The sequence below is a fragment of the Polaribacter glomeratus genome, assembly GCF_002954665.1.
Classification (GTDB): domain Bacteria; phylum Bacteroidota; class Bacteroidia; order Flavobacteriales; family Flavobacteriaceae; genus Polaribacter; species Polaribacter glomeratus.
The window spans coordinates 661,886-680,931 of record NZ_MSCM01000002.1; the positions used below are offsets into that span (position 1 = coordinate 661,886).

18 protein-coding genes are annotated in these 19,046 nt (G+C 29.6%); 10 read left to right on the plus strand and 8 right to left on the minus strand.

Annotated features, from left to right (window positions below; genetic code table 11):
* The first annotated feature begins 3 nt into the window (after positions 1-3).
* The 5 genes from BTO16_RS12905 to BTO16_RS12925 are packed head-to-tail and all read left to right on the plus strand — an operon-like array spanning position 4 to position 2,653.
* Complete coding sequence (locus tag BTO16_RS12905; RefSeq protein ID WP_105022085.1) at positions 4-459, plus strand: VOC family protein; 456 nt, start codon at positions 4-6, stop codon at positions 457-459.
* Positions 456-1,412 (plus strand): 2-hydroxyacid dehydrogenase, encoded by a 957-nt coding sequence (locus tag BTO16_RS12910; RefSeq protein ID WP_105022086.1) that lies wholly within the window; start codon positions 456-458, stop codon positions 1,410-1,412. Before BTO16_RS12905 ends, BTO16_RS12910 begins: the two co-directional genes overlap by 4 nt.
* Positions 1,413-1,448: 36 nt before the next feature.
* The gene (locus tag BTO16_RS12915) at positions 1,449-1,910 is read left to right on the plus strand and encodes a DUF1801 domain-containing protein (RefSeq protein ID WP_105022087.1); all 462 of its coding nucleotides are present in this window, start codon (positions 1,449-1,451) and stop codon (positions 1,908-1,910) included.
* Between the two features lie 31 nt (positions 1,911-1,941).
* The gene (locus BTO16_RS12920; RefSeq protein ID WP_105022088.1) at positions 1,942-2,223 is read left to right on the plus strand and encodes a hypothetical protein; all 282 of its coding nucleotides are present in this window, start codon (positions 1,942-1,944) and stop codon (positions 2,221-2,223) included.
* Between the two features lie 31 nt (positions 2,224-2,254).
* A complete protein-coding gene (locus BTO16_RS12925) occupies positions 2,255-2,653 on the plus strand; it encodes a DoxX family membrane protein (protein WP_105022089.1) in 399 nt (132 codons plus the stop codon).
* Positions 2,654-4,545: 1,892 nt separating this feature from the next.
* On the opposite strand, the gene BTO16_RS12930 is transcribed toward BTO16_RS12925, so the two are convergent.
* From BTO16_RS12930 to BTO16_RS12945, 4 genes are read right to left on the minus strand one after another with little or no spacing between them, the layout of a single operon-like run.
* Positions 4,546-5,403, minus strand: coding sequence for a class I SAM-dependent methyltransferase (locus BTO16_RS12930; protein ID WP_105022090.1), 858 nt, complete (start codon positions 5,401-5,403; stop codon positions 4,546-4,548).
* A 45-nt stretch (positions 5,404-5,448) separates the two neighbouring features.
* On the minus strand, positions 5,449-7,326 hold the full coding sequence (gene mnmG, locus BTO16_RS12935) for a tRNA uridine-5-carboxymethylaminomethyl(34) synthesis enzyme MnmG (RefSeq protein ID WP_105022091.1): 1,878 nt from the start codon (positions 7,324-7,326) through the stop codon (positions 5,449-5,451).
* Positions 7,327-7,371: 45 nt separating this feature from the next.
* Positions 7,372-7,785: an rRNA maturation RNase YbeY gene (gene ybeY, locus BTO16_RS12940; protein ID WP_105022092.1), complete on the minus strand. Its 414-nt coding sequence runs from the start codon at positions 7,783-7,785 to the stop codon at positions 7,372-7,374.
* Between the two features lies 1 nt (position 7,786).
* Positions 7,787-11,203, minus strand: a complete 3,417-nt coding sequence (locus tag BTO16_RS12945; RefSeq protein WP_245892113.1) for a DUF4175 family protein — start codon at positions 11,201-11,203, stop codon at positions 7,787-7,789.
* 95 nt (positions 11,204-11,298) lie between these two features.
* Between BTO16_RS12945 and BTO16_RS17890 the strand changes: the two genes are divergently transcribed.
* Positions 11,299-11,793, plus strand: a complete 495-nt coding sequence (locus BTO16_RS17890) for a hypothetical protein (protein WP_245892114.1) — start codon at positions 11,299-11,301, stop codon at positions 11,791-11,793.
* A gap of 108 nt (positions 11,794-11,901) precedes the next feature.
* Positions 11,902-12,138, plus strand: a complete 237-nt coding sequence (locus BTO16_RS17895) for a hypothetical protein (RefSeq protein WP_245892115.1) — start codon at positions 11,902-11,904, stop codon at positions 12,136-12,138.
* 236 nt (positions 12,139-12,374) lie between these two features.
* On the opposite strand, the gene BTO16_RS12955 is transcribed toward BTO16_RS17895, so the two are convergent.
* On the minus strand, positions 12,375-13,817 hold the full coding sequence (locus BTO16_RS12955) for an SLC13 family permease (RefSeq protein ID WP_105022094.1): 1,443 nt from the start codon (positions 13,815-13,817) through the stop codon (positions 12,375-12,377).
* A 532-nt stretch (positions 13,818-14,349) separates the two neighbouring features.
* On the opposite strand from BTO16_RS12955, the gene gltX reads away from it, so the two are divergent.
* The 3 genes from gltX (at position 14,350) to BTO16_RS12970 (ending at position 17,520) form a co-directional block, all read left to right on the plus strand.
* Positions 14,350-15,870, plus strand: a complete 1,521-nt coding sequence (gltX, locus tag BTO16_RS12960) for a glutamate--tRNA ligase (RefSeq protein WP_105022095.1) — start codon at positions 14,350-14,352, stop codon at positions 15,868-15,870.
* Positions 15,871-15,872: 2 nt separating this feature from the next.
* Entirely contained in the window at positions 15,873-16,439 is a 567-nt protein-coding gene (locus BTO16_RS12965; protein ID WP_105022096.1) for a hypothetical protein, read from the plus strand.
* Between the two features lie 157 nt (positions 16,440-16,596).
* Positions 16,597-17,520, plus strand: coding sequence for an SPFH domain-containing protein (locus tag BTO16_RS12970; RefSeq protein ID WP_105022097.1), 924 nt, complete (start codon positions 16,597-16,599; stop codon positions 17,518-17,520).
* A gap of 80 nt (positions 17,521-17,600) precedes the next feature.
* Here the strand turns inward: BTO16_RS12970 and BTO16_RS12975 are convergent, their stop codons facing one another.
* The 3 genes from BTO16_RS12975 to BTO16_RS12985 all read right to left on the minus strand — a co-directional run bounded on the left by BTO16_RS12975 (position 17,601) and on the right by BTO16_RS12985 (position 19,027).
* Positions 17,601-17,786 (minus strand): Sec-independent protein translocase subunit TatA/TatB, encoded by a 186-nt coding sequence (locus BTO16_RS12975; RefSeq protein ID WP_105022098.1) that lies wholly within the window; start codon positions 17,784-17,786, stop codon positions 17,601-17,603.
* 42 nt (positions 17,787-17,828) lie between these two features.
* Complete coding sequence (locus BTO16_RS12980; RefSeq protein WP_105022099.1) at positions 17,829-18,518, minus strand: head GIN domain-containing protein; 690 nt, start codon at positions 18,516-18,518, stop codon at positions 17,829-17,831.
* Between the two features lie 185 nt (positions 18,519-18,703).
* Positions 18,704-19,027, minus strand: coding sequence for a YbjQ family protein (locus tag BTO16_RS12985; RefSeq protein WP_105022100.1), 324 nt, complete (start codon positions 19,025-19,027; stop codon positions 18,704-18,706).
* Positions 19,028-19,046: the final 19 nt, after the last annotated feature.

Here is a 19,046-nt window from a genome sequence, read left to right on the forward strand (position 1 = left end):
AGTATGATTAAAGGCTTATTTGAAACACATATTGAAGTTAAGAATTTAGAAAAAGCAATTGATTTTTATCAAAATACGCTTGGTTTAGAAATGTGCAGAACAAAAGACGATAGAAGATTGGCTTTTTTCTGGATGGGAAAAGAAAAACAACAGATGTTGGGTTTGTGGGAAAAAACTAATGGCGATATTGCTAAAAGACATTTTGCCTTTAAGTGCGAACCTGAATGGATAATAAATGAATCCGTTAACTTTTTAAAAAATAAGAATTTAGATTTTAGAAACTTCTTAAATGATGGTTCAAAAAGACCAATGGTTTTTGCCTGGATGCCAGCAATATCTATTTATTTTGATGATCCTGATGGGAATTATTTAGAATTTATTGGAGTTCTGGATGGAAAAGCCAGACCAGAAAAAGGAATTATTTCTTATGATGAATTTCTTGAATTAGAAAAAAAATGAAAATCCTACACCTAGATACAAATCATCCCCTTTTAATTGATCAACTAAACCACTTAGGCTTTACAAATGATGAAGATTATACGTCTTCAAAACCAGAAATTGAAGCTAAAATTGACAACTATGACGGTTTTATCATTAGAAGCCGTTTTTCTGTTGACAAAGCCTTTATTGACAAAGCCACAAAATTAAAATTTATTGGAAGAGTTGGCGCAGGTTTAGAAAATATAGATTGCAAATATGCAGCATCAAAAAACATTGAACTTATTGCGGCTCCAGAAGGCAACAGAAATGCAGTTGGTGAACATTCTTTAGCAATGCTTTTATCTCTTTTTAATAAATTAAATAAAGCGGATAAAGAAGTTAGAAACGGCAAATGGTTGCGCGAAGAAAACAGAGGTATTGAGTTAGATGGCAGAACTATTGGCTTAATCGGTTACGGAAATATGGGCAAATCTTTCGCAAAAAAACTCCGTGGTTTTGATGTTGAAGTTCTGTGTTATGATATTAAACCAGGAGTAGCAGATGAAAATTGCAAACAGGTTTCTTTATCAGAAATCCAAGAGAAAGCCGACGTTTTAAGTTTACATACACCACAAACTGAACTTACAAAAAACATGGTAAACATTGGTTTTATCAACGATTTTAAAAAAAGTTTTTGGTTGATAAATACAGCACGTGGAACATCTGTTATTACCAAAGATTTAGTTACTGCTTTACAATCTGGGAAAATTTTAGGTGCAGGATTGGATGTTTTAGAATACGAAAAATCGTCTTTCGAAAATCTATTTAAAAAGGATGTCACATCGAGCGCAGCCCAGATGCCAGAAGCTTTTCAATATTTAATAAATGCTGAAAATGTTTTATTGAGTCCGCATATTGCAGGTTGGACGGTTGAAAGTAATGAAAAGTTGGCACAAACAATCGTAGATAAAATTAAATTAAAATTTTGTTAACTTACTGATTTTAAATCATCCACCAAAAAATATAAGATGACCTACGAAGCAACTACTCCCGAAGAATACATTAATCAACTACCAGAAGATAGAAAAATAGCTATTGAAAAACTAAGAGTCATCATCAAAAAAAATCTTCCTACAGGTTTTGAAGAAGGTATTAATTACAAAATGATAGGCTATTATGTTCCGCATTCAGCATATCCTCAAGGTTATCATTGTGATCCAAAATTGCCATTACCTTTTATGAGTATTGCTTCTCAAAAGACCTCGGTAAATTTGTATCACATGGGCATTTACGCTAAAAAAGAACTTCTAGATTGGTTTGTATCCGAATATCCAAAACATTGTAAACGAAAATTAGACATGGGTAAAAGTTGTATCCGGTTTAAAAAAATGGACGAAATTCCTTATAATTTAATTAATGAATTAGCAAGTAAAATAACTGTTAATGAATGGATTGAAGTATATGAAACTACTTTTAAAAAGAGTTCTTAATAAAAATTTATAAAATTAAAGTTCTAACATTATGCATGAAAACGACACAAATAAAAAAAACAAAGAATTTATTGAAAACATAAAAGAAAAAGCAACTGAAGTTGTAACGGATGCTAAGGAAGCTTTAGAAATTGCAAAAAAGAAAATAAATGAAACTTTAACTGATGACAATATTGAAGAAACAAAAAAGAAAGCATCTATATTTACTCACGAGACTGCAGAAAATTTAACTAATTTTGCCAAAGAAGCAAAAGAGAATTTTAAAGAAGTAACTCAAAAATCAAAAACATTTTTTCAAAAAATATTTCAATAGCAATAAACAAATCAAAAAAAAAATTAAATAAATGAATCTACTTTCAAATTACCCAACAGAAGTTTTAATATTACTTTTTTTAATCGTTACCTTTTTACAATCTGGTATAGACAAACTTTTAGATTGGAAAGGAAATGTTTCTTTTATTAAAGAACATTTTAAAAACTCGCCTTTAAAAAATAGCGTTCCACTTTTATTAGCTGTTATTTTAATTTTAGAAATTGTTGCAGGATTATTAATGTTAATTGGTGTTTATGAATTATACACTTCAGAAGCAAATGAATTTGCATTATTAGGTGTAGAGCTTTCTGCGATTGTTTTAATTTTCTTGCTGATAGGACAGCGTTTGGCAAAAGATTATGCAGGTGCGATGTCTTTAGCAGTCTATTTTAGTATTGCACTTTGGGGAGTCTATTTATTAAATAGCTAAAACTTATCATTATTTTTATATCAATAAATATTACTTATTAAAAAAACCCTTTAAAACCTACGTTTTAAAGGGTTTTTATTTTTACTTAAAGCAATTGGATGTTTTATAAATAAAAGACTAAAAAACTGTTTTTAAAATCCATTTTAGCTCTTTTTAAAGCAAGTAGTTGCATCGTAAAAGAGAATACTTCTATTCTTTCTAAGTATTATTCCAAAACTTAGATACTTAACCTTTACATGCAACTTACTTTAATAAAAACAAAGACCAATCAGTTATGAGTTCGTTTTTGATTTTGTTTTTGTTTTTAATATTTGATTTTGAAATTCATTTTTGTATTAGAAAATTTCTTTGTCAAAAGCACTCACTTTCTAAAATCCAATTTGCTAGGTTTTTTACTATTAAATATGCAAAAGAGCATTTTTACTTATGTTTAATTTTTAAGTCATAATTGGGACATCAGTTATTCTATCTTTTTTATTGATAAAAAAAGTAAAATAAATGCAAAACGGTTGTCTCTCACTTTTCTAGAAATAATTATTTAAATTAATTATTAAGACACAATCTTTAGTTGTTTACATATTTTAGTAAGTGTGATTTTATATAATTTAATTCACTTGTTTCTGAACCTTAATAATTTTCTGGTGTTAGTTGCAAGCTCGTTACTAGATAAAATCCGAATTAAAAATAATCACGTCTTCGTTAAAAGAAGCTATTTTTTTACTTTTTAAATAAGCGCATAAAGATTAAATTATCTCTTAACTGCAAAAAAATACACACATCTTAATTAGAGAAAATACATCGTGTGAAATCATTTTATTTTTAATGCTTTTTTATCAGATAAAGATTCCCACACAACTCCGTTTCTGTTGTGCAAAAAAGTCTATTTATCAACTTTTCAAACCAGAAATTTATCTCGTGTAAAGACAACACGAAAGATTTTTTTATTCAATATTTTAAACTTTGAATCTTAAAAGTAATTTTATCAGCAAAAAATATTTAAAGAAAACTAATTGGTTTTATTGATAAAAACTCTTGAAGTGGAATATTTTAAGAGATTTTAAATTTCAAGTAAAGCATTATGCACATTAACTTTTACAAACCACTTAACAGTTTTATAATCGTTTTTAACTCTTTTTAAGTAGGTCAAAGAAGAAGCATACTTTGCTCCTAGTTACTTTAATGTTTACTTTTCTGTTTAACACAAAACCCCGGTAAAATGATTTTATCGGATTCTCTTTTTGTGATTTATATTTCTAACTTAAAAGAGAAGTATAATACACATTAGATATCATTTTGGCTTTTTTTACAACCATATTTTCTGATAACAACAATTTACAAATTGATGTTTATTAAAAATAGATATGAAATTAAAAGTTAGCTAAATTACTATGATTGTTTACGCGTTTTGTTCTTGAGTAGAATAAAAAGTGCTTTTATTTTTAATATAATTACACTGTTTTTTTTTAAAATATTTTGCACTCTATTTAATAAAATTACCGATTGTAATACACTTTAAAACTTATGGTTTTAACATTAAACATCTCATTTTTTTGATGGTCTTTTTGGTCATCTGTAAGTTGATAAGTAATTCCGGCTAGATTATTCTGAAAACTGATTTCTTAAAATAGTAAACCAAAACCTCAACTATTATAAAAATGACGATAAAAGATCCCTAGTACTCTAAATGCTGAAGCAAGGTAAAAAAAAGTAAATTTTAAGTTTTGAATTCCAAAATCAATTTTATCAGCAAAAACTATCCGAAGGACACTAATAATTGATTTTATTGATAAAAAACCCCTTAAAGAAGACTACTTTAAGGGGTTTTAAATTTTTAGTAAAGGGTTTCTATGTTTTTGCTATTACGCATCGCTTAACGGTTTTTAAAATCGTTTTTAACTCTTTCTAAGCACGTAAATCAAAGAAGAATACTCCTTAGTCCTATTTGCTTTTAAATTTGAGACAAAACCTCGATAAAAAGATATAATGGGATTCATTTTTCCTGATTTGTATTTTTCACTTAAAAGCGAAACATAATACGCATCAAATTTCATTGGTATTGTTTTTTCTACAACCATATTTTCTGATGCAAACAATTTAGAAATTGATGTTTGAGAAAAATGCCACAAATGTCTTGGAACATCAAAAGCAGCCCAAAACTCTTGGTAATACTTTGCGTCTTCACTTTTAAAATTAGGAACCGCAATTACTAATTTTCCGTCTTTTGAAAGCAACTTATTAAGCGTAATAATATATGATGATAAATCTTCTACATGTTCTAAAACATGCCAAAGTGTAATTACATCAAATTGTATATTTTTTACTTCTGATAAATTTTCTTGTAAAGTAATTCCTTTTTTGTCCGCAATAGTTCTTGCATCTAAACTGGGTTCAACGCCAAAAACATTCCAAGAATTATTTTTACAAACTTTTAAAAAATCACCAGTTCCTGCCCCAACATCTAAAATATTTTTTGAGGATGTTTTAAAAGAATCAATCAGTTTTAACTTTCTTTTTAACGTGGTCTTTTTCACTATTTGATAAACCTTATCTAACAGTGATTTTTTAGAATCTGTATGAGAAATATAATTTTCGCTTTTATAATACGTAGCTAAATTTTTAGGAACCGGTGTTGTTACCAACATATCGTATTCTTTATTTAACATCACTTTATAAACTTCACCAGAAACAGTGTAGTCTTTACAGTTTAAAAAAGGTTGTAAATTTTGATAAAAGTCTTTTTCTTTTGTCATGTATTTTGAATTGTTCCACGAGGAACATTTTAAGAATATCGATTTTTATCTTCCCATATAAACTAACAATACCGAAATATCACTTGGCGAAACTCCGCTTATTCTACTTGCTTGAGAAATTGAAGTTGGCTGAATTTTAGTTAGCTTTTCTCTAGCCTCAAAAGAAATAGATTGTAGCTTTTGATAATTAAAATTAGTCGGAATTGTAACGTTCTCTAATCGGTTTAACTTGTCAGCGTTATTTTTTTCTTTTTCTATATAACCAGAATATTTTAAATGAATTTCTGCTTGTTCTATAATCTCCCAATCAATATCATTCTCTGCAATAAAAACTTTTAATTTTTCTAAATCTTTAAAATCACTAAAGTCTAATTGTGGTCTTGCTGCAACTTTAAAAAGCTTCAACGATTGATTAATTAAATCTAAATTCTTAGCTTCTAAAATAGGATTTATTTCTGCCTCCGTTACACTAGTTTCTTCTAAGAATTTAATTAGCAAATCAGTTTTTCGTTGCTTTTCAAGAACTCTATCCATTCTTTCTTTTGAGGCTAAACCAAGTTCAAAACCCAAAGGAGTTAATCTTAGATCCGCATTATCTTGTCTTAGCAAAGTTCTATATTCTGCTCTTGATGTAAACATTCGATAAGGTTCATCTGTACCTTTCGTAATTAAATCATCAATTAAAACACCTATATAAGCTTCATTCCTTTTTAGGATAAAAGGCGACTTCCCTTGGGTTTTTAGGGCAGCATTTACACCAGCCATTAACCCTTGTGATGCAGCTTCTTCATAACCGGTTGTGCCGTTTATTTGACCCGCAAAAAATAAATTTTCAATTAATTTAGTTTCTAAAGAATGCTTTAATTGTGTTGGTTGAAAGAAATCATATTCAATTGCATATCCATATCTAAAAAACTTTACGTTCTCAAAACCTTCAATCGCGCGTATTGCCTTGTCTTGGATATCCTCTGGCAATGAAGTTGAAAATCCGTTTACATACATTTCTACAGTTGTCCAACCTTCTGGCTCTACAAAGATTTGATGTCTATCTTTCGTAGCAAACCGATCTACTTTATCTTCTACAGAAGGGCAATACCTTGGTCCTGTAGATTTAATTCTACCATTAAACATTGGCGATCTATCAAACCCTTCTCGCAACAATTCATGCACTTTAGGATTCGTATATGTCAAATAACAAGAACGCTGTTTTACCAATGATTTTGTAGTTGGTAAATATGAAAACTTCTCAGGACTTTCGTCTCCAGGTTGTTCTAACATTTTAGAATAATCTAAAGAACGACCATCAACTCTTGGAGGTGTTCCAGTCTTCATTCTTCCTGCTTCAAATCCTTTTAAAACTAAATCTTCTGTAATTCCTGTTGATGCACTTTCACCTGCTCTTCCTCCTCCAAATGTTTTATCACCAATATGAATCAAACCATTTAAAAAAGTACCTGCTGTAATAATTACCGTTTTTGATTTAATCTCTAAACCTAAAGCTGTTTTTACTCCGATAATCTTGTTGCCATCAAACAACAAACCATTCACGGAATCTTGGTAAAAATCTAAATTTTCAGTCTGTTCTAGCATGGTTCTCCAACACTCTGCAAACATCATTCTGTCTGATTGTGCTCTTGGGCTCCACATTGCAGGTCCTTTAGATTTGTTAAGCATTTTAAACTGTATCGCCGTTTTGTCTGTAACAATTCCGCTATACCCACCTAAGGCATCAATCTCTCTTACAATTTGCCCTTTTGCAATTCCGCCCATTGCTGGGTTACAACTCATTTGTGCAATATTTTGTAAGTTCATTGTAATTAATAAAGTGTGTGCACCCATATTTGCAGAGGCTGCTGCAGCTTCACTACCTGCATGACCTCCACCAATTACAATTACGTCATATGTTGTTGAAAATAAACTCATTATCTTATAGTTCCACGTGAAACTTATTTTTTATTAATTTGAATATCAATTGTTTAATAGCAATAAAGCACTATTTTCTGCAGTTCTCATCTGCTTAATTTCGGCATCCAACTTATCTTTAAAGCCCATATAATGCAAAACGCCATGAACCATCACTCTGTGTAGTTCATCTTCAAAAGAATCATTATATTCTTTTGCGTTTTCTAACACTCTTTCTATAGAAATAAAAATATCTCCGTTTAGTAGTTTTCCTAACGTGTTATCAAAACTGATAACATCTGTTAACGTATCGTGTTTCAAAAATTCCACATTCAGTTTTAAAAGGTATTCATCATCACAGAAAATGTAATTGATTTCACCAACCTCATAACCATTGTTTGAAGCCACATTTTCAATCCATTTTTCTAGGCGATTCTCGTCTTCTAATTGGAAAGTTGTTTCGTAATTAAACTCTACCATATTACTCTTTCTTGATGTCAGAAAAATAGTCTCTAACTTTACTTTTATAAATTTGCTGCAAAGGTAATGATTGTCTATTTAATATTTCGGTTTGATTATAAAACTGCTTCTTAAACTCTAATTGTTTTAAATTATTCTTTTGAGTTTCTTTCTGATTAGAAGTTGATTTTCGTTGTTTCTCCTTTCCTTGTTCTAAAGCTGCTTTGTCTAATTTTAATAATTCATAATTTAGATTTTGCATTTTTTGAAGTGTAACAGAATTAAAACCTCTTTCAAGTATTTCATTTTCTAGCTGCTCCATTGTTTTTAAAACCTTCTTTGCTGCTGCATTTCCTCCAGGATTGCCATTTTCGCTTTCTTTTATTGCATCTTTTAACTCTTGTCTTAATTGGGATTGTTGTTTGTAAATTTCATACAATTCTCCATCTAAATCATCATTAGAACCACCTTCGCCATCTCCTTTTTTCTGACCATTTTCTCCCGATTTACCTTCTTTTCCTTTCTCACCTTTTTTGCCTTTTTCTCCGGGTTTTCCATTTTCATCTGGTTTTTCACCTTCTTTACCTTCTCCCTTTTTGTCACCTTTTTTCATTCCCTCTTTCATCTTTTCAGACAAACCTTCTTGCTTCTTAATCAAATCTGGCAAACTAAAACCTTCTCCGCCTTTCTTTCCTTTCCCCATTTTCATGGACATATTATTTTTCATGCTGCTTAAAATATTACTTAAATAATCAGCTAAATTATTTGTGGATGTCATTACATAACGTTGATTTGAGATTCCCTGCGGAAACAAATTCTCAGAAAAATTATCTAAAGATTGGTCTAAATTATAATGAACACTCGCTAAATCATCCTGAATTTTAGTTGATATTTTTGGCAAACGCATTGCCAACACATATAAACTATCATCAATATGTTCAAAGTATTTTTTGATCTCATTTTGCTTTTTTAAATCTTTACCAAAATCGGGATGTGTTGTTGAAGTCTCGCTAAATTTATTCATTAGTTGTTCTTGCTGATAAGAAAAAATTACCAAGTTTTCTAAAATTTTACGCAGATCCTCCATGTTCTCTTCCATCGATTCTCCTTCCATTTCCATCATAGACTTTTTCATTTTAACACTCATCTCTTTCATTTTTTTGGATGATTGTTTCTGGCTTTTCTTCGCTTCTTTGCTATTTTGATCTTTTAAATTTTCTTCGATATTCTTTAGTTCTTTATCAACATCTTCTTTTTCATCTTCAACGTCTGGCAACTCCATTGGTTTTTTTAACTTTTCATTGTCCTTATTAAGTTCTTCTAACTCGTTTTTAATATCCTCAAATTCCTTTTTAATTTCTTTTTGAGACTCTAAACTAGTAGCTACTTTCTTTTCTAGTTCTTCTTGCTTTTTAGACAATTCTTCTATCTTATTTGCAATTTGCATCGTTTTCTGTTCTACATAAAAACGCTTTACTAACTCTAACGTTTTTTCTAAACTTCGCTGTTGTTGTTTATTTTGTTGCGCTAATTCTTTCGCCTTTTCTACTAAATCTTCTTTGTTTAATTTATCAGCTATCTTCTGAATTTCGTCCAACAGTTTTTGTTGTTTATCCATTTTTTTTAATTCCTCAATTCGCTGTTTTAGGTCTTCCTTTTTTTCTTGCAAACTTTCATTTGGTTCCTTTTTTTCGTCCAAGTTGTCTTGCAATTTATCGGTTTGACGCTCCATCATTTGCTTATATTGCTCTTGACGTTTTATAAAATTATCAACCTTCTTTTTATCATTCCAATTAATCTCTTTTTTATTCTGTAAATCTTTCTGAATCGTCTCTAACTGTTCTTGCTGCTTTTTCTGTTTTTGAAGCGAGTTTTCTAAATTATTAATCGTTTCCTTTTGTTCTTGCAACAACTGCTCTTCTACTTCTTCCTCGGATTTTTGCCTGTATTTAAAAATCTTACTTTTTGCACTTTTATTTCCGTTAACCGCATCATTATCATATACTTGAAAATAAAGTTCGTAATTAATTCCTTTTTGTAAACTTAACCCATCGGGAAATTGATAAAAAAATGTTTGAATATTTTCTTTAGTTATCTCAATGTCAATAGGTTGTGTTTTATTTTGATTTTCTTCGTTATAATATATCAATTGTAATTTACGTAAACCGTAATCATCAGAAATCTGACCCGCAAATTGCGCCACTCCTCTAGAAATACTATCAATATTTGATGTTACAGAAATCGAAGGGTTTTCATCTTTTACAACATCCACAGAAAACTGTAAACTTTCAAAATCTGTTAAGTTTTTGTTAGATGACGAAATTTGATAACTAATATCATTTTGAATTCTTTTTGAATATTCAAAATTATCATTCTCCAGACTTTTAAAAAGTTCTCTTTTTTGATTGCTGATAAAAGCCACAGCATTTGTTTTTACCGTTGCTACTTTCCAAGTAATATTAGTTCCTTCGGGAACTGTTAAATTTCCTGAATTCTGAATGGTTTCATTCCTCCTACCCAAATAAGAAGGATACTTTAAATCCAGAGAAATATTTTTTATTATTGGTGTGCCAATCACCACAATTTGATAATCCTGAGATTGAACTCCGTTTGCTTCTAAATAAAAATTGATGGATTCTTGCACATCAGAAAAAGTGTACGAAAAAGTGGCGTTTCCAGTATTCTGTAAAAAATACTCTTGGTTGTTAAAAAAAATCTTGGCTTCACTTGGAACAATCGAACCAATCGTTTTTACAGAAATTATGATAGGTTTTCCTTGGATGACCTTTAAATCAGTATTTAATACAGAAAATAAAAACGGAGCTGGCGGATTGTACGCTGTTTTATAATTTACAACGCGATCTAAACTTTCGTTAAGCGCACTATTCGTTCCTGTAAAAAAACTAATTACCCAAATTAAAATCGGAACAATTGCATACTTTAAATACTTTTTGTTTTGCTTAAAATCAATCGCTTTTAAAAAAGGAATTGGCGCTAATTCTTCTGATTTTTTATTGATACTTGCCAAAATTAAATCAGAGTCATTTATACTTTCTTTAAGTTGTAAAATATTTAGCAACTTATCTTGAACTTCCGGAAAATGATTGCCGATAATTTTTGAAGAATCTTGCAAAGAAATTCCCTTTCGTAAACCAATCAATTTAAAAACAGGAATTGCAATAAACCGAATTAGTAAAAAAGCTTCCACTAAAATAAACAGCCAAAATAAAATAGTTCTTGCTGTTGGTTTTAACCACAAAAAATATTCTAAAAATAAGGTAAAAAAAAGATACATACATCCTAAAGAAAAAAAGAGAATAATTCCTTTAATCAATTCATTTGTGTAATATTTACGAGTAAATTGATGTAACTTTTGCGCTATGTTATTGTATCCATCCATAATAACTAATAAAAATACTGTTTTTGCGACGATTTGCAATCAAAAAATTGTTAAAACGATTTGTAAGTATATTAAAAACGAAACAACTAAGTATTTGTAACCAATCGATTTTTTTGAGATTAAAATGATAAACTATGAAAAATATAACTCAACTTTTCTTTTTATTTATTAGTATTTCTGTGTTTTCTCAAAGCCCGTGGACACAAGAAAAAGGAAAATTTTACACACAAATTTCTTTCTCTACAATTCCGTATTATAACACCTTATTTGGCAACCCAGACTATACAATTGCTGGTAAAATTTCTGACAACACGCTTCAGTTTTTTAGTGAATATGGTATTTCTGATAAAACGAGCTTCCTAGTTAATTTACCTTATAAATTAATTAAGAATAAAGGTTTGGTAAATCCGTGTTTGGTTGCTCCTTGCCCAGAATATACGAACGAAAAAAATGCTTTAGGAAATATTGAAATCGGAATTAAACACAACTTTTATAAAAAAGATTGGTTACTTTCTGGCCAACTTTCTTTAGAAGCAAATACAGGTTCTTTTGATAACAATTCAGGATTAAAAACAGGATATGATGCTTATACTTTTTCTCCGCTTTTCTTAGCAGGAAAAAGTTTTTAAAAATCCTATTTACAGACCTATATTGGCACAAAACTAAGAACAAATAATTATAGTTCTAACTTTAAAATTGGAGGAGAATATGGCGGTAAAATCTCTAAAAACGTTTGGTTGATTGGTTTTCTAGACATCGAAAAATCTTTTAAAAATGGCGATATCGTTTTACCCGCTTCGAATTTAGCTACGGGTTTGTACGTAAATGACCAAGAATACGGAGTTATTGGCATAAAAGCAATTGGAGAGTTTACAGATGATTTGGGTATTACAGCGAGCTTACCAGCTGCATTTTTTGGTAATAATGTTGCACAACAAATAGCCTTGTCTTTTGGAATTTATAAGAAGTTTTAAGTTCACCCATTTACTATTTGTTTCAAAATGCATTAAAACAGTTTTAACAAGGTTTTACAGAGAGTAAACAAAAGGTATTCCGATAAGATTCCACTACTTGCATTCAAGTTAAAATCAAGCAAAAATCAAGTAAAATAATTACAAAATAACAAATACTAAAATTAAAAGTCCTCACAAGTTTTAAAACCTGTGAGGACTTTTTCTATAAACTAAATTATCTTTTTATTGAAATACACTTAAGAAAATCCCCATATAATTGGCAATACAAAATATACAATTAAGGTTAACAAAATAATAGAAACAATATTAAGCCAAACTCCTTTTTTAACCATATCCTGAATTTCTAAATACCCAGAACCAAAAACAACAGCGTTTGGCGGAGTTGCAACCGGCAACATAAAAGCGCAAGAAGCGGCGACAGTAGCGCCAACTAATAAATAATATTCGTGAACCCCAATTGCTGCTGCTAAAGAAACTAAAACAGGTAAAAGCATTGCTGTGGTTGCTAGATTTGATGTAATTTCGGTTAGGAAATTAACAGAAGCTATTAAAATAAAAAGTAAAACGATTAGAGGTATGGTTTCTAAAGAAGTTAATTGAGAACCAATCCAAACTGCTAATCCGCTTTGTTCAAAGCCAGATGCTAATGCCATTCCTCCTCCAAAGAGCAATAAAATTCCCCAAGGTAATCTAATGGTATCTTGCCAATCTAATAATTTTACACACTTTTTATTACTTGGTAAAATAAATAAAATTACCGCTGCGATAATGGCAATAATTGTATCGTCTATTGCCAGAATAAATTTTGATAAAAAGAAAGATCTTGTAATCCATGCCAATGCCGTTAAAACGAAAACTGATAAGATCAACTTTTCTTCAAAAGAGAAAGTTCCCAATTCTTTAAGTTGTCTGTCAATTTCATCCTTGCCTCCTGGAAATGTTTTTTGTTTGAATTTAAAAGCAATTTTAGTAAGATATAACCAACACAATACTAAAAAAACAACACTTATGGGAAATCCAAACATAAACCATTGCGAAAACGTAATTTCTGTATTGTAGCTTTCTTGCACAACACCTGCCAAAACTAAGTTTGGTGGCGTACCAATTAAAGTGGCCATTCCGCCAATAGAAGCGCTATATGCAATTGCAAGCATTAAAGCTTTTGCAAATATCATATTTTCGTTTTCTTCGGTATTTGGATTGTCTTTTAGCTGTGAAACAATTGCCATGCCAACAGGCAAAATCATTACGGCAGTTGCTGTATTTGAAATCCACATCGATAAAAATGCTGTGGCAACCATGAAGCCTAAAATAATTTGTGTAACATTTGTACCAACTACTTTTATAATACTTAATGCAATTCTTTTATGTAAATTCCATTTTTCTATTGCAATTGATAAAATAAAACCACCAATAAATAGAAAAATATATTTGTGTCCAAACGATTCTGTGGTTTCAGAAAGCGATAAACCTCCGCTTAACGGAAAAAGAACGATGGGTAATAACGCGGTTACAGATATAGAAACAGCTTCTGTAATCCACCAAATAGCTACCCACAATGCAGATGCTAAAACTGCATTTGCTTGTTCTGATAAACCTTCTGGATGAAAAAAAATAAGTGTTACAATAAAAGTGATTGGGCCTAAAAATAGACCAATATTTTTTTTAGTTAGTATCAAAATATGCTGTTTTATTTAAATAGTAAATCTACTGCTTTTTCTAGCATTGGCTTAAAATCATGATTTAAAAATTTATTCACCTGTATTTTTCATGTAAAAAAAAACGTATTATTTTTTGCTAAATTTATATCTTGTTATAAAATAATAAACACTTGAAGTTCTATTGTTTTCTTGTGCATCTGCAAATTCGTTTGTTTGCTATGTGTTTTAATCTAAAGTATAGTCTAATTTGCTAACTTATAAATAGATTTGTTTAGAAAAAACAAAAAATGTTAAACTATAAAAATAAGTATAGTAAGCCTTGTAATACATCAATTAGTTTCTGAATCCACATCACACGAAGTGTATTTTAATCCTATAAAAAGTAACAAACCTTTTACTAAATATAAGTGTCGTGTGCCAATTTTTAAAATCTATTTAACTTACAAATGAACTTCTTAGCTTCTCTAAGAATGCTTAACAGAATAATCTATAAATCCGTGCCTATTTTTTTTAGAAAAACTATCTTTGTAACTTCAAAAAAACAAAGAAAATGGAATCTAATGTACGCGTTCGTTTTGCACCAAGTCCTACAGGACCTTTACACATTGGTGGTGTAAGAACGGCTTTATACAATTACTTATTTGCTAAAAAAAATAACGGAACATTTATTTTAAGAATAGAAGATACAGATCAAACACGTTATGTACCAAATGCAGAAAAATATATTATAGATTCTTTAAACTGGTGCAATATTCCTTTTGATGAAGGCCCAAATAAGAACGAAAAGTTTGGTCCTTATAAACAATCAGAACGAAAAGATTTATATAAAGAATATGCAGCTATTTTAATAAATACAAGTTGGGCATATTATGCTTTTGACACATCCGAAGAACTAGATTTTCTTAGAAAAGAACATGAAGAAAACGGCAAAACCTTTATTTATAATTGGCATAATAGAGCAAAAGGAAAGCTTGTAAATTCGTTGGTTTTAACAGATGAAGAAGTAAAAGCCAAAATAAATGCTGGCGAAAATTATGTAATCCGTTTTAAATCTCCGCAAGATGAAGTTTTAGAAATGGTGGATGAAATACGTGGAAAAATAACCATTGATACCAATACTTTAGATGATAAAATTTTATTTAAAAGTGACGGTATGCCAACCTATCATTTAGCAAATATTGTTGATGATCATTTAATGGAAATTAGCCATGTAATTAGAGGTGAAGAATGGTTACCTTCTATGCCATTGCATGTTTTATTATACAGAGCTTTTGGCTGGTATACTCCAAAATTTGCCCACTTACCCTTAATTTTAAAACCAGTTGGTAAAGGAAAATTAAGCAAAAGAGATGGCGATAAATTAGGTTTCCCGGTGTTTCCATTATCTTATACAAATGAAGAAACAAACGAAATTTCGAAAGGATATAAAGAAGAAGGCTATTTTGCAGATTCTTTTATAAATATGCTGGCTTTCTTAGGATGGAATCCTGGTACAGAACAAGAAATTTTTTCTTTGGATGAATTAGTACAGGCTTTTGATTTAAAACGTGTAAGTAAATCTGGCGCTAAATTTAATCCTGATAAAACAAAGTGGTTTAATCAACAATACATGCAGCAAAAAAATGATGCAGAATTAACTGATTTATACCTACCAATTTTGTCAGAAAAAGGAATTACAAAGGACAAAGTTTTCGTTGAAAAAGTAGTTGCATCGATAAAAGAAAGAGCTGTTTTTGTTGCTGATTTTTGGGAATTATCTAACTTCTTTTTTGAAGCCCCAACAGAATTTGATGAAAAAGCATCAAAGAAAAACTGGAAAGAAGATACCGCAGAACTTATGCAGCAATTAATTGCATTTATTTCTACAATTGAAGACTTTTCATCTGCAAATACCGAAAATGAAATTAAAGAATGGATTACGGCTAAAGAAATTGGTTTTGGTAAAGTAATGCAACCTTTGCGTTTGAGTTTAGTAGGCGCTTTAAAAGGACCTCACTTGTTCGATATTATAGAAATGATTGGCAAAGAAGAAACTATTAAAAGAATTGAAAATGCAATAAAAAACCTATAATCATGAAAAAACTTATTTTACTTATCGTTTTGTGTTGTGCATTTACAGCAGAAGCTCAATTTAGAAACGGCCAAAGAAACGGCCAAAGACAGCGTCAAAACGACATACCGCAAACCCAACAAAAGGCTCCAGACCCAAATTTTGAAGTTGAAAAATACATAGGAATTGTGGTGTATGATATTGAAAAAGCAGCTAAGAAATCGAGTATAAAATTAAAATCCGAAGAAGGAAAACTATTTTTTAAAACATTAACAGATTATAATAAAGTAGTTAAAGGTATTACTAGAATTAATAGCTTTTTACTGAGAAGCACAAAAGAAATGGTTGAAAATTTTCAAAAAATTTCTATGAAAAGTGGTGATTTTTCTCAGCAACCAGAGATTATTAAAAAAATGAACGAAAATTTAGAACCGCTTAGCAATACGCTTAAAGAGGAAGATAAAAAGTTGGATGCAACCCTAAAAACTACGCTTTCTGAAAAACAATATAAAAAATGGATTAAATTTAATAAAAAATTAAATAAAACTTTCAATCAAGAAGTTGAAGCTGAAGTTGAAACACAAGATTAAAAATATAATTTTTTACATAAAAACCCTGTATAAAGAAATTTTTGCAGGGTTTTCTTTTTTAAAAAATGTAACATTTTTAACAAAGTGCGTCAAATAGATACCTATTAAAATTCAGTATCTTTACTTAAATATATTATTAACTTTTAAAAACAATATTATGCCAACAATTGCAATTATTATTATAGTTATTATCGGCCTCATTTTATTTGCTTCATTTTATACCGTAAAGCAACAAACTGCTGCTATTTTAGAACGTTTTGGAAAATTTAATACTATTAGCTCGTCTGGTTTAAGATTAAAAATTCCTATTATAGATAAAGTTGCAGGAAGATTGAGTTTAAAAATTCAGCAATTAGATGTAATTATTGAAACCAAAACATTAGATGACGTTTTTGTTAAATTAAAAGTTTCTGTACAATATAAAGTTATTTCTGAAAAAGTATACGATGCTTTTTACAAGTTAGATTATCCTCACGATCAAATTACTTCTTATGTTTTTGATGTTGTAAGAGCAGAAGTGCCTAAAATGAAATTAGATGACGTTTTTGTTAAAAAAAATGATATAGCTATTGCTGTAAAAACTGAATTAAATGATGCCATGGTAGATTATGGTTTTGATATTATTAGAACCTTAGTTACAGATATTGATCCAGATCCTCAAGTAAAAATAGCAATGAACAGAATTAATGCTTCTGAACGTGAAAAAATTGCTGCTCAGTTTGAAGGTGATGCACAACGTATATTAATTGTAGAACGTGCCAAAGCAGAAGCAGAAAGCAAGCGTTTACAAGGGCAAGGTATTGCAGATCAAAGACGTGAAATTGCTCGTGGTTTAGAAGAATCTGTAGAGGTTTTAAATAAAGTGGGTATCAACTCTCAAGAAGCTTCTGCTTTAATTGTAGTAACGCAACATTATGACACTTTACAATCTATTGGTCAGCACACAAATAGTAACTTAATATTATTACCAAATACGCCACAAGCAGGTAGTACTATGTTAAATGATATGGTTGCAAGTTTTACTGCTAGTAATCAAATTGGTGAAGCAATGAAAAACCAAAAACCTAAAAAGAAAGATTAATTTAATTCTTTTTAAAATTAAAAAAGCTCAATCTGTTTTATACAAATTGAGCTTTTAAATTTTATTAAAATAAATTTAGATTACTTTTTTTCTTCGGAATCTTCTTTACTTTCTTTAGCAGCGTTTTTGAACTCTTTAAGTCCACCACCTAAGCCTTTCATTAATTCTGGTATCTTTTTACCACCAAACATTAATAAAACTAAAACAACAATAATCGCTATTTGCCAAGGTCCTACAATTCCTAAATATATAGATAAGCTATTCATAAGATTTAATTTTGTGAGTACAAAGATACGAAAAGGTTTTAATTAATCTCTTTTTTGAATAATTCCTCCTATTACTTTTTTATCCTTTATAACTTCTGGTTCTCCTTTGTAAAAAATAGAACCGCCAAAACTTACTTTTGCGTTTAAAGTTTCGCCAGCTAAAATTTCTGCTTTTGCACCTGTACCCGCAATCACGGTTGAGTTTACTTTTGCTTTTAAAGCAAATCCATTATAAACACCATATAAATCTACCACTACATCTTGGTTTTTTGTTATTCCGGTTAATTTTATAATTCCCCCAGAAGAAGCTCTAACGTTCAAACTTTTTGTGTTTACCACTAAGTTTATAAACGCTCTTTCTTGCACATTTACTTCTAATTTGTCTTGGGTAATTTCTTTTCCTGTAATTGTTGCACCTTCATTTGCATCAATAATAGCAATAGCTGAGTTATAATAAAGCTTTATTAAAACCTGCCCATTTGCTGCATTGTTAGCTGGTTTTAAAGAAAATGGTAAGGATAATTTTAAAGTATTATCAACATTTTTAATTTTTACCATTTCAGCTTTTTCGCCTGTAATTTCTAACTTTTGTTCCTTTGATTTTATCAACTCTACTTCAATACCATTATAAACTTTTAGAATTGTAAAATCTCCTAGATTATTGGTTACGGTAGATTGTGCTAAAAAATTAAAACTAATTAATAAAGCACTTATAAAAATTATTTTTTTCATGATTTTAAAGTTTACTTAAAATACTTAAATCAATAAGTATACCAGTATAAAGTGTTAATTTGTGTTTTATTGTGGCAAAGATGGATAAATTAATTTTATACAAAACAAAAAAAATGCACCAAATTGATGCATTTTTAAATTATTTGTTTGTGATTATTTTTAAAATTATAATACCAACTTAAAATCTATTTAACTTTTACGGCTGTACCTGTAATTGAAACTAATAGAGTTGATGAATTTGCAACAGGTTCTATATCTAATTGAATACCTACCACTGCATTTGCACCCAATTTTGTAGCATTCTCTTTCAACTTTTGAAATGCTACTTCTTTCAAAGATTCTACACCTGCTTCATAGTTTTCATAATATTTAGAAGTATTAAACATATCTTTAAAAGACATTGTAGTTCCTTTGTAAGAATAGCTAGAATTGTATGCTGTACCCGTAACGATTCCTAAATAATCTACTATTTGAAAATTTTCGATATTTGGTGTTGTTGTTAAAATCATTAGTATTAATTATTATTTT